Annotated in this window: 20 protein-coding genes; 17 read left to right on the forward strand and 3 right to left on the reverse strand. The window is 73.0% G+C overall.

Features of this window, described 5'->3' with window-relative positions; all coding sequences use genetic code 11:
- Position 1: 1 nt before the first annotated feature.
- The 16 genes from SNOUR_RS38860 to SNOUR_RS38935 all read left to right on the forward strand — a co-directional run bounded on the left by SNOUR_RS38860 (position 2) and on the right by SNOUR_RS38935 (position 18,487).
- Positions 2 to 1,033 carry a MupA/Atu3671 family FMN-dependent luciferase-like monooxygenase gene (locus SNOUR_RS38860; RefSeq protein WP_067356668.1) on the forward strand — a complete coding sequence of 344 codons (1,032 nt, stop codon included), beginning with the start codon at positions 2 to 4 and terminating at the stop codon, positions 1,031 to 1,033.
- The gene (locus SNOUR_RS38865) at positions 1,030 to 2,391 is read left to right on the forward strand and encodes a condensation domain-containing protein (RefSeq protein WP_067356670.1); all 1,362 of its coding nucleotides are present in this window, start codon (positions 1,030 to 1,032) and stop codon (positions 2,389 to 2,391) included. Before SNOUR_RS38860 ends, SNOUR_RS38865 begins: the two co-directional genes overlap by 4 nt.
- Complete coding sequence (locus tag SNOUR_RS38870) at positions 2,388 to 3,362, forward strand: beta-ketoacyl-[acyl-carrier-protein] synthase family protein (protein WP_067356673.1); 975 nt, start codon at positions 2,388 to 2,390, stop codon at positions 3,360 to 3,362. Before SNOUR_RS38865 ends, SNOUR_RS38870 begins: the two co-directional genes overlap by 4 nt.
- A gap of 53 nt (positions 3,363 to 3,415) precedes the next feature.
- Positions 3,416 to 4,276, forward strand: a complete 861-nt coding sequence (locus tag SNOUR_RS38875) for an acyl carrier protein (protein ID WP_099055758.1) — start codon at positions 3,416 to 3,418, stop codon at positions 4,274 to 4,276.
- A 7-nt stretch (positions 4,277 to 4,283) separates the two neighbouring features.
- Positions 4,284 to 4,538: a phosphopantetheine-binding protein gene (locus SNOUR_RS38880; RefSeq protein ID WP_067356678.1), complete on the forward strand. Its 255-nt coding sequence runs from the start codon at positions 4,284 to 4,286 to the stop codon at positions 4,536 to 4,538.
- The gene (locus SNOUR_RS38885) at positions 4,535 to 5,857 is read left to right on the forward strand and encodes an MFS transporter (protein WP_079143175.1); all 1,323 of its coding nucleotides are present in this window, start codon (positions 4,535 to 4,537) and stop codon (positions 5,855 to 5,857) included. The genes SNOUR_RS38880 and SNOUR_RS38885 overlap by 4 nt, the downstream gene beginning before the upstream one ends.
- Positions 5,854 to 8,958 carry a non-ribosomal peptide synthetase gene (locus SNOUR_RS38890; protein WP_067356681.1) on the forward strand — a complete coding sequence of 1,035 codons (3,105 nt, stop codon included), beginning with the start codon at positions 5,854 to 5,856 and terminating at the stop codon, positions 8,956 to 8,958. The genes SNOUR_RS38885 and SNOUR_RS38890 overlap by 4 nt, the downstream gene beginning before the upstream one ends.
- Positions 8,955 to 9,275, forward strand: coding sequence for a chorismate mutase family protein (locus SNOUR_RS38895; RefSeq protein ID WP_067356683.1), 321 nt, complete (start codon positions 8,955 to 8,957; stop codon positions 9,273 to 9,275). Before SNOUR_RS38890 ends, SNOUR_RS38895 begins: the two co-directional genes overlap by 4 nt.
- 20 nt (positions 9,276 to 9,295) lie before the next feature.
- Entirely contained in the window at positions 9,296 to 10,495 is a 1,200-nt protein-coding gene (locus SNOUR_RS38900; protein ID WP_067356686.1) for a lactate 2-monooxygenase, read from the forward strand.
- Positions 10,492 to 12,468, forward strand: coding sequence for a CocE/NonD family hydrolase (locus SNOUR_RS38905; RefSeq protein WP_067356689.1), 1,977 nt, complete (start codon positions 10,492 to 10,494; stop codon positions 12,466 to 12,468). The genes SNOUR_RS38900 and SNOUR_RS38905 overlap by 4 nt, the downstream gene beginning before the upstream one ends.
- Positions 12,469 to 12,533: 65 nt before the next feature.
- Positions 12,534 to 13,496, forward strand: coding sequence for a GNAT family N-acetyltransferase (locus SNOUR_RS38910; protein WP_067356692.1), 963 nt, complete (start codon positions 12,534 to 12,536; stop codon positions 13,494 to 13,496).
- A gap of 260 nt (positions 13,497 to 13,756) precedes the next feature.
- Positions 13,757 to 14,842, forward strand: a complete 1,086-nt coding sequence (locus tag SNOUR_RS38915) for a PP2C family protein-serine/threonine phosphatase (RefSeq protein WP_312635344.1) — start codon at positions 13,757 to 13,759, stop codon at positions 14,840 to 14,842.
- A 227-nt stretch (positions 14,843 to 15,069) separates the two neighbouring features.
- Positions 15,070 to 15,597, forward strand: a complete 528-nt coding sequence (locus tag SNOUR_RS38920) for a group III truncated hemoglobin (RefSeq protein WP_159426011.1) — start codon at positions 15,070 to 15,072, stop codon at positions 15,595 to 15,597.
- Positions 15,598 to 15,939: 342 nt separating this feature from the next.
- Positions 15,940 to 16,785, forward strand: coding sequence for a dermokine domain-containing protein (locus SNOUR_RS48755; RefSeq protein WP_067356698.1), 846 nt, complete (start codon positions 15,940 to 15,942; stop codon positions 16,783 to 16,785).
- On the forward strand, positions 16,782 to 18,263 hold the full coding sequence (locus SNOUR_RS38930; RefSeq protein WP_312635347.1) for an NADH-ubiquinone oxidoreductase-F iron-sulfur binding region domain-containing protein: 1,482 nt from the start codon (positions 16,782 to 16,784) through the stop codon (positions 18,261 to 18,263). The genes SNOUR_RS48755 and SNOUR_RS38930 overlap by 4 nt, the downstream gene beginning before the upstream one ends.
- Positions 18,260 to 18,487: a cupin domain-containing protein gene (locus SNOUR_RS38935; protein ID WP_159426012.1), complete on the forward strand. Its 228-nt coding sequence runs from the start codon at positions 18,260 to 18,262 to the stop codon at positions 18,485 to 18,487. The genes SNOUR_RS38930 and SNOUR_RS38935 overlap by 4 nt, the downstream gene beginning before the upstream one ends.
- Positions 18,488 to 18,570: 83 nt before the next feature.
- On the opposite strand, the gene SNOUR_RS38940 is transcribed toward SNOUR_RS38935, so the two are convergent.
- From SNOUR_RS38940 to SNOUR_RS38950, 3 genes are all read right to left on the reverse strand, one after another.
- Complete coding sequence (locus SNOUR_RS38940) at positions 18,571 to 20,880, reverse strand: MMPL family transporter (protein WP_067356703.1); 2,310 nt, start codon at positions 20,878 to 20,880, stop codon at positions 18,571 to 18,573.
- Between the two features lie 45 nt (positions 20,881 to 20,925).
- Positions 20,926 to 21,948: a type III polyketide synthase gene (locus SNOUR_RS38945; protein ID WP_312635350.1), complete on the reverse strand. Its 1,023-nt coding sequence runs from the start codon at positions 21,946 to 21,948 to the stop codon at positions 20,926 to 20,928.
- 582 nt (positions 21,949 to 22,530) lie between these two features.
- The gene (locus tag SNOUR_RS38950; protein ID WP_067356706.1) at positions 22,531 to 23,196 is read right to left on the reverse strand and encodes a TetR/AcrR family transcriptional regulator; all 666 of its coding nucleotides are present in this window, start codon (positions 23,194 to 23,196) and stop codon (positions 22,531 to 22,533) included.
- Between the two features lie 103 nt (positions 23,197 to 23,299).
- Between SNOUR_RS38950 and SNOUR_RS38955 the strand changes: the two genes are divergently transcribed.
- Positions 23,300 to 24,067 carry an MFS transporter gene (locus tag SNOUR_RS38955; protein WP_067356709.1) on the forward strand — a complete coding sequence of 256 codons (768 nt, stop codon included), beginning with the start codon at positions 23,300 to 23,302 and terminating at the stop codon, positions 24,065 to 24,067.
- Positions 24,068 to 24,070: the final 3 nt, after the last annotated feature.

A 24,070-nucleotide genomic window follows, 5' to 3' on the forward strand; every position in this document is an offset into this window, starting at 1 on the left:
CGTGGACTTCAGTCTGATCTTCTTCTCCGGCGACGAGAAGAACAAGTACCGCTTCGTGCTCGACGCGGCCCGCTACGCCGACGAGAACGGCTTCACCGCGATCTGGACCCCCGAGCGGCACTTCCACCGCTTCGGCGGCCTCTACCCCAACCCCTCGGTGCTCGGCGCCGGCCTGGCGATGGCCACCCAGCGCCTGCAGATCCGGGCCGGCAGCGTCATCCTCCCGCTGCACAGCCCTATCCGGGTGGCCGAGGAGTGGGCGGTGGTCGACAACCTCTCCCGCGGTCGCGCCGGCATCGCGCTGGCCACCGGCTTCAGCCCGCTGGACTTCGCCATCAAACCGGACGGCTGGCAGGACCGCCGGCAGCGCACCTTCGACGCGGTCACCACCATCCGCGAACTGTGGGAGGGCGCACCGGTCTACGTCCAGGACGGCCTGGGCAACCACGTCGAGGTGGAACTGCATCCGCAGCCCGTACAGCCCGAACTCCCCATCTGGCTCACCTGCACCAAGAGCCGCGAGACCTTCGAGACGGCCGGACGGCTCGGCTGCAACGTGCTGACCGCGCTCATCGACATGACCAACGAGGAGCTGGAGGAGAAGCTCGCCCTTTACTACGAAACCCTCGAACAGTACGGGCACGACCCCGAGAGCACCACGGTCACGCTGATGCTGCACACCTTCATCGGCACCGATCTGGAAGAGGTGCGCGAGACCGTCTGGCCGCCGTTCAGCGACTACCTGCGGTCGTTCTTCACCGTCATCGACTCCCAGAAGAAGAACCTCGCCCCGGGGGCGGGCGTGCGGGACATCTCGGCCGGCGACCAGGACGAGCTGATCAAGTTCGCCTTCGACAAGTACTTCGAGAAGGGCGCGCTGCTCGGCACCCCGGACTCCTGCACCAAGGTCGTCGACCGCTTCCAGGGCATGGGCGTGGACGAGATCGCCTGCCTGATCGACTTCGGCGTCGACGAAGCCCTCGTCGTGGAGAGCCTGAGCCACCTCAACGAACTCCGGAGGCGCTACGCATGACCGCCGACCTTGCGGCCCGACTCGCCGCACTCACCCCCGAGCAGCGCGCCCGCCTCCGCGCCCGCCTGCCCCGGGCACGAGCCGCCCGGCACCAGCTGACCCCCGGTCAGCTACGGCTGTGGGAGACCAGGCAGTGGGTGGCCGATCGCCCGGTGGACGTGGTCTGCCAGGCGGTCCACCTCACCGGCGCCCCGGTCGACCTCGACCTGCTCGCCGCGCGCGTGCACGGCTTCGTCGCGGCCCACGAGGCGCTGCGCACCACCTTCGAAAGCGACGGGGACGGGGCCGCGGTGCGCCCGGTCGTGCACGCGCAGCTGCCCCCGCGGCTGATCCGCACCCGCTGCTCGGGAGCCGAGGAGGCCCACGCGCTCGCCCGCGAACTGGCCGCCGAGCCGTTCGACCTGGGCAACGGCCCCCTGCTGCGGGTGGCACTCGCCCAGGGGCCGACGGCCGACCAGGCATGGCTGCTGGTGGTGGTCCCCAACCTCGTCTTCGACGCCTGGTCGTTCGAGCTGCTGCTGGACGAACTGGCCCGGCCCGCGGACACCGACCCGCCCGCCGCACCGGCCTTCAGCGCCTTCGCGCACGAGCAGCGCGGCTGGCTGGAGAGCCCGGCGGGCCGGGCGGCGGCCGAGTACTGGGCGTCCGAGGTCGCCGACGCCCCGCCGCCGCTGCCCACCGACCGGCCGCGCCCGGCAGGCACCGGTCGGGCGGGCGCCCGGGTGACCTTCGCGGTGTCCCGCACGGTCGCCGAGGGGATCCTGGCGGCCGCGCAGCGCGAAGCGGCCACCGCCTACACCGGATGGCTCGCCGTCGCCTGGGCCGCGCTCGCCGAACACGGCGGCCGCGACGACCTGCTGCTCGGCACGTTCACCGCGGGCCGGGACCGGCCCGGCGGCACCGACGTCGTCGGCTATCTGCTCAACGTGCTGCCGGTACGGCTGCGGGACGCCGGCGACGGCTCGCACGCCGCCCGCACCCGGGCCGCCCGCGCCGCGACCAGGGCCGGACTCGCGCACGCCGCCTACCCCGGCGAACTGATCGCCGAAGCGCGCAGGGTGCCGGGCACCCACCCCCTGTTGGACGCCGTCTTCGTCTTCGACAACCTGGGGGAGGCCACCCGGGAGATCCAGGGCGCCCAGGTGGCCACCGCCGACCTGGACAAGGGCACCGCACGCTACGACCTGACGCTGGCCGTCTACCCCGGCCCGGACGGCGCCGACGGCTGGCTGGAGTACGACACCGAGCTGTACGAGGAGAGCACCGCGCGGCGGATCGTCGAGCGGTTCACGGCACTCGCCGAGCAGGCCGCCCGCGGCGCGGCGGAGACCCGACCCGGCGAAGGGGCACCGGCATGATCACCGCACGGCTCTGCGCCCCGGCCTATGAGCTGGGCGAGTACGCCGCCCCCGTGACCGAGCTGCCGGAGCTCCAGGCCGACCCCCGTATCGCGGCCGAACTGACCGCCCCCAAGGCCGGGTTCGACACCTACCGCTGGTCGGACGCACCCGTCGTCGAGCTGATGGCCGCCGCCGTCCAGCGCACCCTGGGCGAGGCCGGGATCCCGGGCGACGAGGTCGACCTCGTCCTGCTGGCCACCGACTCGCTGCCGGGCGGCCGCGCGGCACACCGCGACGTCGCCGAACTCCTCGCCGAGACCGGACTGACCCGCGCCACGGCCGGCACCCTCGGCCTGATGGACTGCGCCACCGCCATGGCCGCCCTCGGCACCGCCGCCTCCCTCGTCCGGGACGGCAGCGCGCGCCACGTCCTGGTGGTCTCCGGAGACCTGGCCGACCACGCCACCGGCGGCGAGCGAGTCGTGGCGGGGGGAGCGGCCATCGCGAGCGACGCGGCGGCATCCGCGCTGGTGTCCGCCACCGCCGCGGGCCTTCCGATCCTGGGGATGGCCCACCACACCTCGGCCGCCCCCGGCGCCGGGGCGCGAGCGGAGCTGACCGCGAAGGTCACCGCACACCGCGAGCTGTTCGCCCGCCTGGCGGCACACCACCCGCACCGCCCCGAGAGCGTCCGCGCCGTCCTGCCCAGCAACTTCGCCCGCATGGCGCTGGAGATCTATCTCTCCGACGTCGGCTACGGCGGGGACAAGCTGGCCCTGCGCAACGTGGGGCGGATCGCGCACTGCCTGGGCAGCGACCCGCTGATCAACCTCGCCGACCGGCTCGCCGACGCCGAACCCGCCGAGCCGGGGACGAAGGACGGCACCGGTGCGGAACACCTGGTGCTGCTCGGCGCGGGAATCTCGCACCTGGCGGCCGTACTGCTGGACGCGCGACCGCTGCCCGACGCCTCGGAGGGAGCCTTCTGAGCGCCGCCTATCTCAACGGTTGCGCCGCCGCGCTAGGCGATCTGTGCGGGAAGGTGGCCGAACTGCCGGAATACGCGTCGGAACCGCCCCGTCCGGGGGCCGGGTTCGACACGTACCGGCTCGCGCGAGGCGACCTGCCGGACCTGCTGCGCCCGGCCCTGAAGGACGCGCTGGCCGCTGCGGGGACGCCCCCGGCGGCGGTGGACACCGTCCTGTTCGCCACCGAGTCGCTGCCCGGGGGCGAGGCGTCCCAGGCCGCCGTCGCCCAGCTCCTCGGCGACCTGGGGATGTCCCACGCCTACCCGTTGACGCTCGGCCTCGCCGACTGTTCCACGGCCATGGCGGCCCTCACCGTCGCGGCGGCGCTGGTCGGTTCGGGCGCGGCCCGGACCGTGGCGGTGGTCTCGGGCGATCTGGTGCGCAGGGTGCTGCCGGGCGGCCGGGTCCTGCTCGGCGGCTCGGCGGTCGCCAGCGACGGGGCCGCCGCGGCCGTCGTCTCCGCCCGACGTCACGGGTGGGAGATCCTCGGCGGTGCCCGTCAGGTCTCCTACGACCTCTTCGGACCGGGCCCCGCCGCGCACCGCCTCGGGGTCCAACTCGCGGCGTATCAGGGCCTGTTCGAGGACCTGTGGTCGGCCACCGGGCTGACCCCGCCGGAGGTCGCCGCGGTCCTGCCCAGCAACCTCGCCGCGGACACCCTGCGGCTGTTCCTGGGCGAGGCCGGCTTCGCACCCCGTCAGCTCTACCAGGACAATGTGGGGCGGATCGCGCACTGCCTGGGCAGCGACCCGCTGATCAATCTCGTCGATCGTACGGAAGCGGGAACCACGAGGGACGCGTACCCCGTGGTCGCCCTGCTGGGATCAAGTGCGGCACATCTGGCCGCCGTTCTGCTACGCGCCGTGGAGGACTGAAAACACCATGTCACCTGTCGAGGAGAGGATCGCCGCCCTCTGGCGGGAGGTGCTGGGCCCGGACCTGGCGCCCGGTACCGTCATCGGCGTCGAGGACGACTTCTTCACCCTGGGCGGTACGTCCATGCAGGCGATGGCCCTGGTACAGCGGCTGCGCGAGGAGTTCGGGGTCGCCGTGGGACTGAGCGCGCTGCTGGCGGACGCCACGCCGGGGGGGATCGGCGCCGCGGTCACGGCAGCCGGGGGAGCCCTCCGGTCATGAGGTTGGAGTCCGTGGCCGCCCTGCGCACCCTGCCGCCGCGCACGCGGGTGGTGATGGCCGCCAACCTGGTCAGCTCGGTGGGCACCGGCCTCGTGCAGCCCTTTCTCGTCCTGTACCTGACCCGGGTACGCGGGCTGCCCGTGGGCACCGCCACCGCCGTCATCTCGGTGGTCGCGGTGGCGTCCCTGGTCGGTGGCCCGGTGGCGGGACGTCTCGCCGACGGCTTCGGCATCCGGCCCACGGCGGCCGCGGCCATGACCACCGCCGCCGTGGGCACCGCCGGATTCGCGCTGGTGACGGAGGCGTCGGGCGCCGTACTCGCCGGCCTGACCTACGGCCTGGCCTACGGCGCCATGCTCTCCGTGTGGAACGTCGTCATCGCCCGGAGCACACAGGGCGAGAGCCGCTCCGCCGCCTTCGGGCTGCAGTTCGTCGCGCTCAACGTCGGGGTCGGGCTCGGCGGAGTGCTGGGCGGAATCTTCGCCTCGACCGCGGATCCCGGCCGCTTCCAACTGCTCTACGTGTGCGACGGCCTGTCGTTCCTGGTGGCCGGGGCGTTGCTGGTCCTCGCGCTCGGCGGGCGGCGGGCCCCGTTGCCGTCCGACCACGACACCGTCCCCGAGGCCGGCACCGGCACGCGCGGCTACGGTGTGGTGCTGCGCGACCGGGCCCTGCTCAAGGTCCTGGCGCTCACCGTCGCGCTGATGGTCGTCGGGTACGGGCAGTTGGAGTCCAGCATCCCGGGACTGGTCGCGGTGCGGGGCATGGACGCCCGCATCATGGCGTGGGCGTTCGTGGCCAACACCTGCTGCATCGTGCTGATCCAGGCCGTCGCCGTCACCCGGATCTCCCGGACACCGCCCGCCCCGCTGCTCGCCGTCACCGCCACCAGCTGGGCGGGGTGCTGGCTGCTGCTGCTCCTGGCGGCGGCCGGCGCCGGCACGGCCGTCGAAGCGGCCCTGGTCGTCGGCGCGTTGGCGGTCTTCGCCGTCGGCGAGGCGCTGCTCGCCGTCGCCCTGCCCACGCTGGTCAACAGCCTGGCTCCCGAGGTGTTCCGGGGCCGCTACAACGGCGCCTACTCCGCGGCCATGTCCACCGGCCTGGTGATCGGCCCGCTGCTGGGCGGAGCGCTCCTCGGCGCGGAACGGACCTGGCTGCTGCCGGTGGTACTGGGCCTGGGGTGCGTGGGGTGTGCCGGTTGCGCGGTGTTGCTGGGCCGCCGGTCGCCCCGGGCACGCCCGGCACCCGAGGCGTACGACACCGGCGGGCACGAAGTGCCGTACCGGGTGGAGCAGTTGGAGGGTGGAGAGGCGCGATGACCGACGGACAGCGCCACGGCGACGGCCGCGGCACGATGCACGGGGTCTTCCGGCAGCGGGCCGCGGAGCACCCGGACGCCCTCGCACTGATCCACCGCGACACCACCGTGAGCTACCGGACGCTGGACCGGGCCTCGGACGCCTTCGCGGCCGAACTGGCCGACGCCGGAGTGCGCGCCGGCGACGTGGTGCCGGTGCTGATGCCCAGGTCACCGAGGTTCGTGGCGGTCGTGCTCGCGGTGCTCAAACGGGGCGCCGCCTACGCGGCCATGGACCCGCGCTGGCCCCGTTCGCGGGTGGCGGAGCTGGTGGCGCAGACCGACGCCCCGCTGATCGCCGCGGCCCCGGAGCAGGCCGAGGGCTGGTCGCGCCCGGTATGGGTCCCCGAGGCGGACCTCGCACGGGTGGCCGCCGTGCCGGCCCCGCGCCTGGACGCCCCACCCGTCGAGGAGACCGACACCGCGTGCGTCTTCTTCACCTCCGGCAGCACCGGCCGCCCGAAGGGGGTGCGCTCGCCGCACGCCGGGACGGTACGGCTGTTCGGCCCGGACCGCTTCATGACCGTCGGCCCCGGCACGGTCATGTCGCAGGCCGCCCCGCTGCCCTGGGACGCCGCTTCGTTGGAACTGTGGTCGATGCTGCTCAGCGGCGGCACCAGCGTCCTGATCGACGAGCCCTATCTGACCGCGGACGGTCTGCGCACCCTGGTCCGCGACACCGGGCTGAACACCCTCTGGCTCACCGCCTCGGTCTTCCACATGCTCGTCGAGGAGGACCTCGGCTGCTTCGACGGGATACGGCAGTTGCTGGCCGGAGGCGAACGGCTTTCCCCCGCCCACGTCCGTCGATTCGTCGCGGCACACCCCGGCACCGCCCTGGTGAACGGATACGGGCCCGTCGAGTCCACCGTCTTCGCCACGACCCACCGCATCACGCCCGAGGACTGCGCCACGGGAGCGGACATCCCGGTGGGTCGCCCGGTGCCCCGTACCGAGGTGTTCGTCCTGGACGAGCGGTCGCGTCCGTGTCCGCCGGGCACGACCGGCGAGATCTGCGTGGCCGGCGCCGGCCTGGCGAACGGATACCTGGCCGCCCCCGAGCAGACCGCCAAGAGCTTCGCTGACATCGACCTCGGCGCCGGCCCGCGCCGGATGTACCGGACCGGCGACCTCGGCCGCTTCTCGGCCGACGGAGTGCTGCACTACGCGGGTCGTGCCGACCGCCAGGTCAAGGTCCGCGGGCACCGCATCGAGCCGGGCGAGGTGGAGGCCCGGGTCGCCGAACTCCCCGGAGTGCGCCGCTGCGTCGTCATCCCGCTCATGGCGGAGGGCGCCTGCGTGGGGCTGGCCGCCGCCTACACCTGCGCGGACGGGCGGACCGTGGGCGAGGACACGGTCCGCACCGCGCTGGCCGCGCACCTGCCCGAGTACCTGATGCCCCGGACCCTCACCGCCGTGGACGGCTTCCCGCTGACCGGCAACGGCAAGCTGGACACCGAGGCCCTGCTGGCACGGGTGACGCGGGACACGGGCCCCCAGGCCCCGGCCGCCCCCCACCCTCGCCCCGACGACCGTTCGACCGCGGGCCTGGTGGCGCACGCCTTCGCCGAGGCCCTGCACACCGACGGCACCGTTCCGTACGACACCTCGTTCTTCGCGATGGGCGGCGACTCCCTGGACGGCGCCCGCCTGTGCGTCCGGATCGGCGCGCGCACCGGCGTCCCCGTGCCGCCCTCCGTCTTCGTCGCCGGCCCGACCGTGCGGGAGCTGGCGCAGTGGATCGAGGCCCGGACCGAAACGGCGCGCACACCCGTCCCCGAGGACCGTCCGGCGCCCGGCGAGCCGCTGCCGCTGCTGCCCACGCAGAGCGGATTCCTCTTCGAGCAACAGCTCGACCCGACCGACACCTCCGCCCACTGCGAGCTGATCTGGCGGTTGACCGGGGACTTCGCCCCGGAGGCATTCCGCGCCGCGGTGGCCGACGTGCACCGGCGACACCAGTCGCTGCACGCCCGGTACGTCTTCGACCGGCGCCCCGTGGCACTGCTCGACGAGCGGATCGCACCGGTCCAGGCGACGGAACTGGCCCCGGCGGCGCACCAGGACGCGGCCCTGGCAGCCGTCCGCGCCACGCTCGGCCGACCCCTGGACATCGGCACGGGCGAGAACTGGCGGTGTGTCATCGCACCCGAGGCATCCGGTCGCGCATGGCTGCTGGGCATCGTCGTCCACCACATCGCCTTCGACGGCGCCTCGATCCGCCCGCTGGCCGACGACCTCTCGGCCGCCTACGCCGCCCGCCTGCGGCACCGGGCACCGGACACCGCGCCCCCGCCCTCCCTGGCAGCCGTCCTCGCCGGCGCCCGCGCCCAGGTCGACGAGACCGGGCTGGCGGAACAGCGCACCTTCTGGCGCGCCGAGGTGACCGGCGTACCCCCGCTCACCGTGCCCGGCCCCGACGGCGGCGATACCGGATCCCGGCCCACCTTCCGGATAACGGCCGCCGAATGGGCCGCACTTGAGGCGCGCGCCCACGGCTGGGGCAGCACCCGCTTCGCGGTGGCGCTCGCGGCCTACGCCGAAGCGCTCGCCCTGGTCTCCGGCGACCGGGACCTGGCGATCGGCGCACCGATCGCCAAGCGCTACCACCCGGACACTGCAGACGCCGTCGGCTGCCTCATCGACGTCCTCTGCTTCCGCATGCGCCCGGCCGGCGACGGTACGGCGGACCGCGTGCCGGCACTCCTGGCAGGCGTGCACGCGGCACTGGCCGCCCAGGACGTGCCGTTCGAGGAGGTCGTACGGATGGCCGCCGACCCCGCCCGCGACCGCTCCCGCCACCCGCTGTTCCAGACCCTGTTCGCCCTGCAGAGCGCCCCGCCCCGCAACCTCGCGCTCGACGGCTGCGAATCCGCTGTTCTGGGGCCCCGGGCCGACCGCGCCCTGCACGAGCTGGAAGTCGAGGTGTGGCCCGAGCACGACGGCGGTGCGGAGGTGGTGTTCGGACACCGACCCGGCACCGCCGCCCGGTTCGTGGCGGACGTGGCGGCGGCCTACCGCCGGTTGCTCCGGGAGCTGGCCGCCGGGGCGGACCGCACATGAGCGAGCGCCCCGCCTCCGCGCGCCGGGCAGCCGCCGGCGCCGACCCGGCCCGGCACGGCGCGCGCCTGCACGAGCTGGACGGCGACATCATCCGGCTGATCCAACGGCGCGTCCGCGAGGACCGCCTGCTGCAGGACGCGCGCCGCGCCGCCGGCGCCGCGCGGACGGACCTGGCAGGGGAGAACGCCGTACTGCGCCGCTACCAGGAAGCACTGGGACCGGCCGGCGCCCAACTGGCCCTGCTCCTGATCGGCCTGACCCGCCACCGGGACCAGGCGCCCGGCGGCCGGCAGGAACAGCCGTCACACGAGCCCTGACCCCTGACGAAGGAGAAGGTATGGCAGCGCCCCGACGCGGTTTCGCGGACTACCAGTTCGAGATCTACCTCAAGGGCCTGGAGGACCAGGTACCCCCCTTCACCACGGACCTGTCGGCCTTGGAGGACGCGGCCCGCGACCGGATCGACCCACGGCCGTACGGGTACGTCGCGGGCGCGGCCGGTACCGGGGCCACCGCCCGGGCCAACCGCGCCGCGTTCGACGCCCACCGCATCGTTCCGCGCATGCTGCGCGATGCCACCCCCCGCGACCTGCGCACCACCGTCCTCGGCAGCGAACTGGCCGCCCCGGTGCTGCTCGCCCCCATCGGCGTGCAGTCCGCCCTCCACCCCGAAGGCGAACTGGCCACCGCCCGGGCGGCCGAGGCCACCGGGATCCCCATGGTGCTCAGCACCGCCTCCTCGCACACCATCGAGGAGGTCGCCGAGGCCAACGGCACCGGACAGCGCTGGTTCCAGCTGTACTGGCCGCACGACGAGGAGGTGACCGCGAGCATCCTCGCCCGGGCCCGCGCGACGGGCTACACCACGCTCGTCGTCACCCTGGACACCTGGCAGCTGGCCTGGCGCCCGCACGACCTGGACCAGGCATACCTGCCGTTCCTCCGCGGCAACGGCGTGGCCATCCCGCTGTCCGACCCGGTCTTCCGCTCCCGCCTCGACCGCCCCGTCGAGGAGGACCCGCGCGCGGCGGCCATGCAGTGGCTTCCGATCTTCAGCGGCAAGGCCCACACCTGGGACGAACTGGGCTTCCTGCGCGAGCACTGGGACGGCCCGATCGTGCTCAAGGGCATCCTGCACCCCCAGGACGCCCGCCGCGCCGTGGCCGCCGGCATGGACGGCGTCGTGGTCTCCAACCACGGCGGGCGCCAGGTGGACGGAGCGGTCGCCGCCCTCGACGCCCTCGTCGACGTCGTGGCCGAGGTCGGCGGCGAGACGGAGGTGCTCTTCGACTCCGGGATCCGCAGCGGCGCGGACGCCTTCAAGGCCCTGGCCCTGGGCGCCCGTGCCGTACTGCTCGGCCGCCCCTACGTCTACGGCCTGGCCCTCGGGGGCGCCGACGGAGTGCGGCACGTCGTCCGCAGCCTCCTCGCCGACCTCGACCTGACGATGGGACTCGTCGGATGCACACGGGTGGCGCAGATCGGCCCGGACACACTGCATCGCCCCGCACCGACGGGAGGGGAGGCACGGCGGTGAAACGACCGTTACCCCGGGCCCGCCGGCTGACCGCGGCCGTCACCACCGCCCTCGCCCTGACCGTGCCCCCGACGCTCCTCACCCGCGCGACCGCATCCCCGGCCCACACCACCGCCCCCCGGGCCGCCGACGCCCTCCCCGCCGCGTCGACGGCGTCCGGGGAGTGGCCCCCGGGCACCGGTCGGGGCCCCTGCGAGGTCCGCAGGACCACCGACGTCGGCGCCACGATGCGGGACGGCACCGTCCTGCGCGCCGACGTCTACCGGCCGCTGACCGGCGACAAGGTCCCGGTCATCCTGATGCGGACCCAGTACGGCAAGGCGGACGCCGAGGTGCAGCCGTCGAGCTACCAGTCCCCGCAGTGGTTCGCCTCGCACTGCTACCTCGTCGTCATACAGGACGTGCGCGGCCAGTACGCCTCGGACGGTGACTTCTACGAGTTCGCCAACGAGGGCAAGGACGGCTACGACAGCGTGGAGTGGGCCGCCCGACTGCCCGGCTCCAACGGCAAGGTGGGCATGTACGGCTCCTCCTACGTCGGGGCCACCCAGTGGCTCGCCGCCGCGGAGCGCCCGCCCCATCTGAAGACGATCGTGCCGGCCCTGACCTCCGACGACTACGACGACGGCTGGACCTACGAGGGCGGCGCGTTCCGGCTGAGCTTCGTCATCCCGTGGGCCATGCGCAAGATCGTCCCCTCGGCCGCCGCCAACCGGCACGACTGGGCCACCTACCACCAGGTCAACCGCGACTACCAGGACGTCAACGGCTGGTTGGGCACGGCACCGTACAACGCCTTCCGGCCCTTCCACCCCGGTGACCCGAAGGTCGCCCCGTACTTCTTCGACTGGATCGAGCACCGCACCTACGACGACTACTGGCGCCGATGGGCCCCCAAGGAGCACTACCCGAAGATCGACATCCCGGTGCTCAACTACGCGGGCTGGTACGACGCCTTCCTGGACGGCTCGGTCAAGAACTACCAGGGCATGGTGGCGCGGGCCGGATCGCCGGCGGCCCGCGCCAACCAGCGACTGGTCATCGGCCCCTGGGACCACACAGGCTGGGGCCGCCCGACCAGCGCCCCCGCACCCCTCCTCAAGGCCATCGGCCCAGCCGGCAACAGCCCGATCAACGAGATGATGCTGGCCTGGTGGGACCACCACCTCAAAGGCAGGGACAACGGCGTCGGGCGCGACGGCGTCGACTACTTCGTCATGGGCGCCGACAAGTGGCGCACCGCCCCCACCTGGCCGCTGCCGCAGACCCGTTGGCAGGACTACTACCTGGGCAGCACCGGCCACGCCGCGGGCAACACCCAGGACGGCACGCTCTCCACCACACCACCGGGCCGGCACCACGGCGCACCGGCCGACCACTACACCTACGACCCGCGCAACCCCGTCCCCAGCGTCGGCGGCCACTCCTGCTGCACGGCCGCGATCAGCACCCAGGGCCCGTACGACCAACAGCAGATCGAACAGCGCCCGGACATCGCCGTCTACACGAGCGCGCCGCTGGCACGGGACACCGAGGTCACCGGACCGATCACGGTGAAGCTGTACGCCGCCTCGTCGGCCCCGGACACCGACTGGACCGCCAAACTGGTCGACGTGCACCCCGACGGCACGGCCGTCAATCTCAACAGCGGTATCGTGCGCGCCAGTTACCGGACATCCTCGACCGAGCCCACCCCCATCGTCCCGGGCAAGGTGTACGCCTACACCATCAAGGTGTGGCCGACCAGCAACCTCTTCCGGAAGGGCCACCGGATCCGGCTGGACATCTCCTCCAGCGACTACCCCCAGTACGACCCGAACCCCAACACCGGCAGCTGGCTGGGGCAGTCCACGGCCCGCCGCACGGCGCACCAGACCGTGTTGCACGACGCCGCGCACCCGTCCAAGGTCACCCTCCCGGTGATCCCGGACGGCGGCCCGGACCAGGGCAGCGACACACCACCGCAAAAGTAGAGTCGGCGGTGCCCGCGCCGACGCAGAGGCAACCCACGGCAACCGAAACGACGGAAAGGCAAGGCATGCACCACGTACGCCGGGCCCGCACGGCCGACTACCCCACTCTCGTGGAGTGCGTCCAGCAGTGGTGGGGCGACTCCCGCACCCCCGAACAGGCGCGGGAGCTCTCCCTGTTGCTGCCGCGGCTCTTCCTCCAGCACTTCGCCGCGACCAGTCTGGTCCTGGAGGACGCGACCGGCATCCGGGCCTTCCTGGTCGGCTTCCACTCCGCCGACGACGAACAGCAGGCATACATCCACTTCGTCGGCGTGGACCCGCAGCTGCGCCAGCAGGGCATCGCCCGCAGGCTCTACACCCGCTTCTTCGAGCGCGCCGCGGCGGCCGGCCGCACCGAGGTGCGTGCCATCACCTCACCGCAGAACACCGGCTCCATCGCCTTCCACAAGGCCATGGGCTTCGAACTGGACCCCGGCGACCTGGAGTCGGCCGGCCTGCCCGTCCACAGCGACTACGACGGGCCCGGGCAGCACCGTGTGGTCTTCCGCAGGAAGCTCGGCTCGCCGAGCGCCGACAGGCTGGAGTCCTTCACGACTCGCCCGGCGGGGCCGGAGGACTTCGACACCATCGTCGGGGTGGTCGACGACTGGTGGGGCCGCCCCGCCTCCCGCGACCTGACCCGGGTCTTCGTCGACCACTTCTTCGCGACCAGCCTGATCGCCGAACGCGACGGCGAACTGGCCGGCTTCGTCATCGGCTTCCTCTCGCCGTCCAAGCCCAAGGAGGCGTACATCCACTTCACGGGCGTCGCCCCCGCCTGGCGCCGCTCCGGCCTGGGCCGCTACCTCTACGAGCGGTTCTTCGACATGGCCCGCGCCGACGGCCGCACCCTCGTCAAGGCGATCACCTCGCCCCAGAACGCCCGCTCCATCGCCTTCCACAACGCCATGGGCTTCACCAACTCCGCCCCGATCACCGACTACGACGGCCCGTCGCTGGACCGGGTCGCCTTCACCCGCCCCCTCTGAACCGGCGCACCGACGCCGACCCGGACAGTCACCGTGCCGTCCGGGTCGGCCACGGAGCCAAGGGGGCCGGAGCGCCGTCGGCTCCGCCGGCGCAGCGGGGAAGCTGCGCGGGCAGTCGATACCGAGAGACGATGTCGGTGGAGGAATCCTGCGCTTCACGTGAGGAGCGGGTAGCCATGCGGTCGCCTTTCCGCTCAGCTGCTGCGGCCTGCCCGAGCGGCCGTCGGGGACTCTTCACGCTGCTGCAGTGCCTTCCTTTCGTGATCGCACTGCTCGTCGTCGCCATCGAGCTCTCGCCCGCGCACTTCCTGTACACCGGCCCCCTACTCACGGCGACGCCGGCGCTGGCCGCGGTGACGATGGGCCCGAAAGGCACCCTCGCGGCGGCGGCCCTGGCCCTGCTCGTCAGCATCACCACGGCCACCTACAACCAGGCATGGGGGAGCCAGCAGGTCTACACGAACCTGTTGGCCCTGTCGCTGGTGTCCCTGGCCGGCATCACCATGAGTAGCGCCGCCCATACCCGCAGGCAGAGCGAACTCGACCAGGTCCGCCGCATCGCCGAGGCGGCACAGACCGTCCTGCTGCGGCCCGTGCCCGCCCGACTGGGCCCGATCCGGGCGGCGAGCATGTACCTCGCCGCCGAGACCGGGGCGCAGATCGGCGGCGATCTCTACGAAGCCGTGCAAACCCGGTACGGCGTCCGCCTGATCGTGGGAGACGTCCGGGGCAAGGGACTGCCCGCGGTCCGCTCGGCCGCCGCCGTGCTGGGCGCGTTCCGGGAGGCGGTCCACTACGAGGACGAACTGGCGGAGGTCATGGACCACTGCGCCGCCGCGCTGCGACGGGAGTCCGCCGGGCCGGGCCCCGGCGGTCACGTTCCGCACGCCGAAGGCTTCGTCACCGCGCTCCTGGCGCAGGTGCCCGACACCTGCGTGATCGAACTGGTCAACCGTGGCCATCCGCCCCCCTTGCTGCTGCGCCAGGGCACGGTCCACGCCCTGATGCCGTCCACGCCCCAGCCGCCCTTGGGCCTGGAGGACCTCGTCACCGGCCCGCACGACAACGCGGAGAGCTATCCGTTCGCACCGGGTGACCGGCTGTTGTTGCACACCGACGGCGTGATCGAAGCCCGCAACCACCGCAACGAGTTCTTCGACCTGCCCGAGGCCATGGGCACGGTGCGGGCCCCCACCCCGCCGGAGTTCCTGACACAACTGCACCGTGCGCTGATCCACCACACGCACGGCCACCTGGCGGACGACGCGGCCATGCTCCTGATCGAACGGCTCGACACCGATCACCGCGTGCCCGTATCCAGTCACCACGCGCCCACATCCACCTGACACGGGACGGCGACGGCCCGGCCCGCAGCTCCCTCAGGTCCGGGATCCGGCGGCCGCTCCCGACGGTCCGGAGCGGCCGCCGCCCCCCCCGTCAACGCGTCGCCGCACGACGCGCGAACGAGTGAAAGCCGTGTCATGCCTCTGCAGCAGTCCGGGGCACAGGAAGACACTCACTACGTATGTGTTTCTTCTTTCCGACGTCACAGGCCGCTCCCGAGTCGAAGACGATGACGACCTCCAGGCGCACCGGCAACACCGAGGAGCCACCGCCCCCTTCGCCACCCGCCGCGGCCCCGTGCCGGGAGCCGCAATCATGTGCGGCGCACCAGCGCGATGCGGCCCCGCCCGCACTCGGGACGCCGTGGCGTGACCTGGCGACCCGGGCCGATGTGCAGCGACTGGTGGCCGAGTTCTGCACCTGCGTAGCCGAAGACGGCCTGCTCGCTCCGACCTTCGCTTCCATGGGCACGCCGCTCCTGGGCCATGTCGAGGCCGTCACCGACTTCTGGTGCCGCAAGCTGCTGGGCGAACTCCTGCCCAGCCGCGACCTGTTGGAGGTCCACCAGAAGGTCCACGCCGCACACCCGATCAACCCGTGCCACTTCGCGCACTGGCTGGCCCTGTGGCAGGACAGCGTCGATGCCGCCTTCGCAGGCCCGGCGGCCGACCGGGCCAAGGCCCTGGCCGTGAACATCGCCCACTCGATGGGCTCCCGCCTTCCCGGATGCGTGCCAGGCACGGCCCCGCGGGACTGAGCCGGGCAGCGCCACGCGGGCCGTCGGCGCGCCGCCCCCGTGCTCCCCGCCCGGGTGAGCTTGGTCACGCCGTGCTCGGCATCTACTACGCGCGACCGTGGACCGCAACTCCCGGCGGGCGTCGGAGAAACCGGCGCCGACGCCGGGGCTCGGTACGGTCGCGGGCCGTATCCCGCGCCGTTGTCACTGGCTGGGGAACGAGCTAACAATGTGCGCTGTCGCGTAGTGCCGCCTGTGCCACACCTCCGGTGGTGCCCCCTCCCCGACGTGGCCATCCGGGACCCCGATCCGGCTCGGCCACGGCCCGGGCTGGGTCATCCGGGCGCAAGGAAGAAGGTGCCCATGCCCAGCCTCGCCCTGCTCATCCCGCCTTCGCTCGCCGCCGCTCCGACCGGAGCGGCCGGCCGCACGACGGCCTTCCTGGACTCCTTCGCCGGCGTCCTGACCCTGCTCTCGCTGACTGCCGTCGTGGCTTGCGGGCTCGCCGCCACCGACCGCCTGGTGCTCACGCCACGACTGCGGGTGGCCGTACAGTCGCTGCACCGGGCGAGCACCGTCGCGGCGCTCGGCTTCCTGGCCACCCACATCGCCGTCAAGGTCGTCGAGCGGCACGCCGCCCCGCGGACCGCAGTGGCGCCGTTCACCAGCGGTACCGCCCTCGCGGTGAGCCTGGGCGCCGTCGCCGCCGACCTGCTCGTCCTGATCGCGGCCACCGGCGTCCTCCGCGGCCGGTTCGCCGGCAGCCGCCGCCCCTGGCTGTGGCGGGTGTGGCACGCGACGGCGTATGTCTGCTGGCCCGTCGCACTGATACACGGGCTGACGGCGGGCCGCACGGCGCACGCATGGGTGCTCTGGGGATACGGCCTGTTCGCGACCCTGGTCGCGCTCGCACTGCTGGTCCGTACCCTGTCCCACCTGGGCCGTCACCGCACCCGGAGCCGCCGTCGGCGCGGCGCCAAGGCGTACCGGCCCGCCACCGCCCGCCCCACCGAGCTGGCCGCCCTGTCCAGCCAGTCCGCCCGGCCCGCCACCGACGCCCGTCCGCTCGCCCGGGGCACCCGCCCCGCGGCACCGACGACGGCGGTCCCCGGCTCCGGACAGACCGCCGGCCTGCCCAGACAGGCCAGGCATGCGGCGAGGCCAGGAGCCCGGCCGCTGCGACTGGCCCGGCCGGGGAGCGGCGAGTGAAGGACGCCCCGCTGAAGCTGCCCGACGTGCGCTGGCTGGACCCGGCCCGGCTGACCGCAGGGCTGGACCGCCACCAGCGCCTGGACCTCGCCGCGCACACCCGCGTCCACCCGCCGCTCCGCCGACCGGACCGGGACGCGCTGCTCGACCTGGCCGAAGCCGTCGCCCTGCCCGGCCGCGGCGGCGCCGGTTTCCCCTTCGCCCGCAAGGCCCGGGCCACGCTCGCCACCGCCGACCGCACCGGCGCGCCGCCGGTCGTCGTCGTGAACGGCGCCGAGGGCGAACCGTCCAGCGCCAAGGACACGATGCTGCTCGCCCGCGCGCCGCATCTGGTGCTGGACGGCGCGTGCCTGGCCGCATCCGCGTTCGGCGCCGCGGAGATCGTCATCGGCGTCGCCGCGGGCAGCCCCGGCGAGATCTCGGTCCCGGCCGCCCTCGCCGAACGCGAACTCCCCTGCCCGGCCCGGACGTTGTGTCTGCCCGAAAGCTTCGCCTCCGGCGAGTCCGGAGCCCTGATCCGCGCCATCAACGGACTGCCGGCAGTTCCGGCACCGCTGAAGGCCCGCGCGGCCGACGGCGGAACGGGCGGCGTGCGGCGCCGTCCGACGCTGCTCTCCAACGCCGAGACCTGGGCCCAGCTCGCCATCGCGGCCCGGCTCGGACCCGACGCCCACGCCGCCGTCGGCACCGCCGACGAACCCGGCACGGTCCTGCTCACCGTCAACCGTCCGGGCACCGATCCACTGGTGGTCGAAGTCCCGACCGGCACCCGGCTGGGCCCGGTGCTGGACGCCTGTGGCCTCCGGCCGGGCACCGGGGTGCTGGTGGGCGGCTACCACGGTGCCTGGCTGCACGCCGGCGATGCCGTCGACGCAACGCTCTCCCGCGCCGGACTCGCCCGCCTCGGCGGAACCCTCGGCGCGGGCGCGATCGTCGCGCTCCCCGACAACACCTGCCCGCTCGGCGAGACCGCCCGGGTCGCGGCCTGGTTGGCGGCCGAGTCCGCCGGCCAGTGCGGGCCGTGCAAGCGCGGCCTTCCCGAGGCCGCCGAGGCCCTGGCCGGGTTGGCCGCGGACGCGGCCCGTCCCACGGCGCTGACGGACGCCCGGCGCGCCCTCGGCGCGGCCCAGGGCGGGGGCGCCTGTTCGCACCCGGACGGCGTGGCCCGCTTCGTCCTCACCGCGCTCGAGGTCTTCGCCGAGGACCTCGACGCCCACCTGTCCGGTTCCGGCTGCGGCCGTCCCGTGCGCGGTGTGCTGCCCCTCCCGCCCGCGAAGGGCCCCCACCTCGAGGTGGATTGGTCCCGCTGCGCGGGCCACGGTCTGTGCGCCGTGCTCGCGCCCGACCTCATCCACCTCGGCCCGCACGGCTACCCCACCTCCACCACCGTCCCGGTCGCCCCCTGGCAGGAGCACGGCGCCCGCCGCGCCGTCAACCAGTGCCCGGCCCTGGCAATACGTCTCCAACACCACAGGTGACCGCCGCCCGGTCGAGCCTCGTGGCCGAGCGCGCGGTGCCGCACGCCGGCGACTACCCCTACATCCCCGCAGACACCCCGCACCTGCTGGTGAACAGCGACACCGAGGACATGGTGTGCCTGGTTGCGCGCACCGGCCCCGACGAGCAGGAGGGCGTCCGGCTGCTGGCCCTACCGGTCCGGCTGGCGTCCCGGCTCGGCCCGTTGCCCAGGGGTGCGGGCTGAGCACGGCCCAAGTGGCGGATCACCAGGGCGAGTTCCCCTGCGCAGGGCCGAGCGTGGTGGTCACGGGATGACGTGTCGCCCGTTCACTCCTCGGAGAGCCCCAGCCTGTCGTGCAGGCGACGCAGCGGAGGCGGCGCCCACCAGTTGGCGCGCCCCGCGAGCCGCATCACGGCCGGCACAAGGACGCCGCGCACCAGCGTGGCGTCCAGCAGCACGGCCAGCGCCAGGCCCACGCCCAGCAGCTTCAGGAAGGTGATCCCGGACGTCGCCAGCGCGATCATGACGACGGCGACGAGCGCGGCCGCGGCGCTGACCAGGCGTCCGGTGCGTTCCAGTCCGAGGGCGACGGCCGGGGTGTTGTCCCCGGTCTCCGCGTACACCTCCTTGATCCGCGACAGCAGGAACACCTCGTAGTCCATGGACAGCCCGAAGGCGACGCAGAACATCAGTACCGGCATGGTGATCTCCACCGATCCGGTCACCGTGAAGCCACCCACCAGGGCGCGCAGGTGACCTTCCTGGAAGACGTAGACCATGGCGCCGAACGTCGCCGACAGACTGAGCACATTGAGCAGTACGGCCTTGACCGGGATCAGTACGCTGCCGGTGAACAGGAACAGCAGCACCATGGTCGTGGCGCCGATGATCAGCATGGCCACGGGGAGTCGACTGACGAGCGTGCCACGGGTGTCCTGGAGCACCGCGGCGTCACCGCCCACCAGCACCGGGCCCGGTGCGCGGTCCGTCCGCAACCGGTGCACCAGCTCGGTCCCGGCGGAGGAGTACGGCTCGACCGAGGGCACCACCGACAGCCAGCTGGCGCCACCGGCGGCGAAGGAGGCCGAGGCGGCGGAGGGGGGCGCCACCTGCCGCCCCGCGACGTAGGAGCCGGTGACGGTGTCCACCCGGGCCACGCCCGGCAGCCCCGACAACCGGGTGGCATAGGCGGCGATCCGCTCACGGTCCCCGGAGCTGTCGCTGACGGTGGGCAGCACCACGGACAGCGCGGAGGACTCGCGACTGGCGAACTCCTCCCGCACGAACTGCGCCGTACGGTGCGCGGGTGCGTCGGCGGGCAGCACCCGGTCGTCGACCATGCCGAAGGAGACCCGGGTGAACGGCAGCCCCAGCACCACCAGCACGGCGATCACGGCGACCGCGCACAGCACCGGCCGCCGCATGACCGCGGAGGCGAGCCGGTGCCAGAAGGCGCCGCTCTTGGCGGTCGGCACCACCCCCATGCCCTGGTCGCCGCCCGGTCGCGGTCCGCGCCGGAACAGCCGGCGTACGTCCAGCGCGTCGATCCGCGGGCCGAGCAGTCCCAACGCCGCGGGCAGCACCACCAGCGCAGCGAAGGCCGCGAGCGTCACCACCGCCACGCCCGCGTAGGCGAAGGAGCGCAGGAAGTACAGCGGGAAGACCAGCAGGGCGGAGAGCGAGAGGGCCACCGTCAGCGCGGAGAACAGCACCGTGCGCCCGGCCGTGCGGACGCTCTGCGCGACCGCTTCGGTGGTGCCCAGGCCGCGGGCCAGCTCCTCCCGGTACCGGGTGACGATGAACAGGCTGTAGTCGATGGCCAGTCCCAGTCCCAGCGCCGTGGTGATGTTGGTCGCGAAGATGGACACCGAGGTCAGCTCGGAAAGCACCCGCAGGACGACGAACGTGCCCAGGATGGAGAACACCCCGATGAGCAGCGGCAGGACGGCTGCCGCCGCACTGCCGAACACGAAGAGCAGAATGAGCAGGATGACCGGTGCCGCATACGCCTCGGCCCGGAAGAGGTCCTGCTGGCTGCGCTTTTGGACCTCCACCGCGACCTGCGCGAACCCGGTTGCGGAGACCCGCAGTACTCCCTGACGGCCAGTGACATGGGGAGAGAGCTTCTTCGCGGTCGTCCGCACCTGGTCCTCGTCGCCGCCCAGTCGCAGGAGCACCAGCGCCGAACGCCCGTCGCGGGCCTTCAGCGGTGCCGCCGAGTCGTGCGGGACGGTCCAGTACGAGGTGACGGACAGTACGCCGGGCTCCTGGGCGAGCCGCCGGGTGAGGTCCCGCCCGGCGGTCGCGGTCCGCGGCTCGTCGACCGGTCCCGGGGCGCGGGCCAGAAGTGCCAGATTGGGGACACCTGTTCCGAAGCGGTCGGTGAGGAACGTCTCGGCCTTCGTCGACTCCGCCGCCCGGTCGGTGAAGCCGCCGCTGGACAGGCGGTCGGTGACATCCCCGCCGATCGGGACCGCGGCGGCCATGGCCAGCAGCACGACCAGCAGCACCGGTACCCGCAGGCGGACCACAAGGCGTCCGAGGGCGGCGAGCCGGGAGCGGCCGGCAGGTGACCCGGGCCGGAATCCGGGGGGCAGGTCTTCGGTCGCGGTGGTGGTGCTGGTGGGTCTGGGCACGGTGATTCCTGTGGATCGGCTCGGAGCCCTGTCCCCTGCGCGGGGTCAGACGCCGAGGAGCAGAACCGCGTACAGGGTCAGCCCGGGGCCGAAGGCCAAGGCCAGGCCGTACTGCTCGGGTGCCAGCGGAGACCGGTGCTGCAACTCCTCCATCACGAGTGGCAGGCCCGCGGAGGCGCAGTTGCCGTGCTCCTGCAGCACGTGCCGGGAGGCGGCGAGGGCCCCGGACGGCAGGCCGAGACTGCTCTCGGTGGCGTCGAGGATGCGCGGCCCGCCGGGGTGGACCGCCCACCAGTCCACGTCGGTGCGGCTGATCGAGTGACGGGACAGCAGGTCGCCGACCATGGTCGGCAGATGGCGTTCGAGCACCTCGGGCACGCGGGGTGACAGTCCCATCCGGAAGCCGTGGTCGCCGACCGTGAGCGACATGTAGTCCTCGTGCTCGGTATCGGTCTGCGCGACGACGTCGACGATCTTCAGGCCGTGGCCGACCCCGGTGGGCAGCTCGGGCTGGATGACGGTGGCCGTGACGGCATCGCCGAAGAGCGCGTTCACCAACTGCTGGGAGGCGTCCCAGGGCGGCGGCTGCAGGTGCAACGACGACAGTTCCGCGTTCACGAGCACGGCCGACCGCTTCTGGGTGCGGACGAAGTTGGCGCAGGCGGCCAGGGCCGGCAGGGCCGCCAGGCAGCCCATGTGTCCCACCAGGAGACGCTGCACCGTCGACGGCATTCCCACGTCCCGTGCCAGTCGGGTGTCCAGGCCCGGTGCGGCGTATCCGGTGGAGGAGGTCACGCATATCAGGCCGACGTCGGCCGGGTCGGTGCAGGTCTCGGTCAGGGCCGACGCCACGGCGTCCTTGCACAGCGGAAGCGCCTCTTCCTGGTAGCGGCACATCCGTGCGGCCGTGGACCAGTGCTTGACGTCGTCGAGCAGCGGGCTCACCGCCACATGCCGTCGTGAAATGCCCGAACAGGCGGCGATCCGGTCGATGAGCCGTTGCTTGGCGTCGTTGCCCTCCAGGTGGGCGTACTCCTCTTGACTGTAGGAGATCGCCGGTAGGGCCACTGCAACTCCGGTCACCACTGCCGAACCGCATCCGCCGCCCATACGCCAGCCCACCTTCCGCAGTCGCACTGATACGTACGGTAATCATACCGGCGGGGGGTGGGGGCGCCACGCGTGACCAGGCACCCGCGCCGCGACCCCGACGCCGTCTGCGGTGCGGGGAACGGGGTGGCCTGCGGGGCGGTCCCTACCTCAGGTCGACCGCCCTGGCCTGCCATGACTGGCGTCCGCCGTCCGATCCACTCGAAGGTGGGTGGAACGGGATGGCCGGACGCTGTTCGGGACATGCACGCGGCTGGTGACGACACCGAACCCCTTGAGCGCATCGTGACCCGATGGCTCAGGCCCGATACACCGGAGGGCGCCCCATGAGGATCCACCTGACCAGCACGTCGATGCAGAAGCGCATGGCCTTTTCCTGGTCGCCACCGCACCAACAGGGTAGCGGCGGCAACTGCCTGGGCGCGCAGTGCACTTCGGGTCGTTGGCCGAAGGCGGGACGAAGTGGCGCCCTGGCTCCACCCGGTGGATCACCTTCGCCGCCCGGCATGCCGAAGGGCGGCTTCCGGGGTGCTGGGAGGTTCAGCCGGCGGGGGTGTGGAGGATGCCGTTGATGAGCACGTTCAGGCTCCAGGTGTCGCGGTCGCCGGGGGAGAGCAGGGCGTGGCGCAGCGAGGTGATCATCGGGTAGCGGTCGGCGGGCAGGGTGGCGTAGCGCTGGTCGGCTGCGGTGACGGTGGCCTCTTCGTCCGCGTCCTTGGTGTTGTAGGTGCTCTGTTCGGTGGCGGCTGCGGCGGTGTGGAGCCAGAGGAGGTCGACGGCCCAGGCGGCGGTGGTGTCGTCGAGGCCGCCCTTTTTGAGCAGGGCGAGCATGCGGTCCAGGATGAGCAGGGCGTTGTCGCCGGTGGGGATGGCGCCGAGGGCGACGGTGGCCAGGCCCTCGTGGCGGCTCATGGCCTCGATGGCGGCGGTGGCCAGTGCCTGGAGCTGTTGCTGCCAGGTGCCTTCCGCGGTCAGCGGCACATGGCCGAGGGCTTCGTCGAGCATGGCGGCCATGAGGTCGTCGCGGTTGGCGACGTAGACGTAGAGCGAGGCGGGGCCGGTATCGAGTTCCTTGGCGACCCGGCGCATGGTCAGGGCGTCCAGGCCGTCGCGGTCGAGGATCTCCAGACCGGTGCGCACGATGACGTCGCGGCTGAGGGGGGCCTTGGCGGGCCGCGCGCGGCGGCTGATCGGCTGCGTGCTCATGAGGAAATCCTAGCCCCGGGGCGAACGCCGTTTGACACGAACGCCGTTCGTTGCTTACCGTCGCGGCGAACGATGTTCGCGACGAACAAGGTTCGTCCCATTTTTGGATGTACCCCATGACCAGCACCATCGCCCCGCCGAGCCCGGCCGGGGCCCTTTCCCCCGCACGGCGCTGGGCGATCCTCGCCGTGATCCTGGCGGCCGAGGTCCTCGACCTGATCGACGCCAGACCACCGCCGCGAACCCGCTGATCCAGCCCTCCCTCTTCCGCAACCGCGGCTTCGTCTCCGGACTGGTCCTGGGCATCGCCTTCTTCGCCGCGGTCGCCGGCCTGCTGTACGTGGTCTCCCTGTTCCTCCAGGGCGGCCTGGGCTATCCGCCCCTGCGCACCGCCCTGGCCGGCAGCGCCCCCATGGCCGCCGGCATCGTCATCGCCTCGATCGCCTGCTACCGGCTCATCGGCAAGCTCGGCCGCACCCTCGTGCTGATCGGTCTGCTCACCACCCTCACCGGCACACTCGGGCTGTGGGCCGCCGTCCACACCCAGGCCACCGCCACCAGCCCGGCCACGATCGTCCCTGCCGTCCTGGTGATCGGGCTCGGCATGGGCACCTGCTTCGGCACCGTCTACGACATCACTCTCGGCGACGTCACCCCCGCTGAGGCAGGCTCCGGATCGGGATCCCTGACCGCGGTGCAGCAACTTGCCAACGCGCTCGGGGCCGCCGCCGTCACCACCGTCTACTTCCACAACTCGGCGCGCCCCGCCCAGGCCATGACCACCAGCCTGCTGATCGTGGTCGGCGTCACCCTCCTGTGCTGCTGCCTGGTCCGCCTGCTTCCCCGTGCCGCCCAGCCACAGCACCACTGAACT

It is taken from the genome of Streptomyces noursei ATCC 11455, from assembly GCF_001704275.1.
GTDB classification, from domain to species: domain Bacteria; phylum Actinomycetota; class Actinomycetes; order Streptomycetales; family Streptomycetaceae; genus Streptomyces; species Streptomyces noursei.

Excerpts from the sequence above, each read along its gene's own strand:
- SNOUR_RS38890 (WP_067356681.1), top strand. The coding sequence starts at position 5,854 with ATGACCGACGGACAGCGCCACGGCGACGGCCGCGGCACGATGCACGGG.
- SNOUR_RS38885 (WP_079143175.1), top strand. The coding sequence starts at position 4,535 with ATGAGGTTGGAGTCCGTGGCCGCCCTGCGCACCCTGCCGCCGCGCACG.
- SNOUR_RS38900 (WP_067356686.1), top strand. The coding sequence starts at position 9,296 with ATGGCAGCGCCCCGACGCGGTTTCGCGGACTACCAGTTCGAGATCTAC.
- SNOUR_RS38950 (WP_067356706.1), bottom strand. The coding sequence starts at position 23,196 with ATGAGCACGCAGCCGATCAGCCGCCGCGCGCGGCCCGCCAAGGCCCCC.
- SNOUR_RS38870 (WP_067356673.1), top strand. The coding sequence starts at position 2,388 with ATGATCACCGCACGGCTCTGCGCCCCGGCCTATGAGCTGGGCGAGTAC.
- SNOUR_RS38920 (WP_159426011.1), top strand. The coding sequence starts at position 15,070 with ATGACGACCTCCAGGCGCACCGGCAACACCGAGGAGCCACCGCCCCCT.
- SNOUR_RS38910 (WP_067356692.1), top strand. The coding sequence starts at position 12,534 with ATGCACCACGTACGCCGGGCCCGCACGGCCGACTACCCCACTCTCGTG.
- SNOUR_RS38865 (WP_067356670.1), top strand. The coding sequence starts at position 1,030 with ATGACCGCCGACCTTGCGGCCCGACTCGCCGCACTCACCCCCGAGCAG.
- SNOUR_RS38895 (WP_067356683.1), top strand. The coding sequence starts at position 8,955 with ATGAGCGAGCGCCCCGCCTCCGCGCGCCGGGCAGCCGCCGGCGCCGAC.
- SNOUR_RS38880 (WP_067356678.1), top strand. The coding sequence starts at position 4,284 with ATGTCACCTGTCGAGGAGAGGATCGCCGCCCTCTGGCGGGAGGTGCTG.
- SNOUR_RS48755 (WP_067356698.1), top strand. The coding sequence starts at position 15,940 with ATGCCCAGCCTCGCCCTGCTCATCCCGCCTTCGCTCGCCGCCGCTCCG.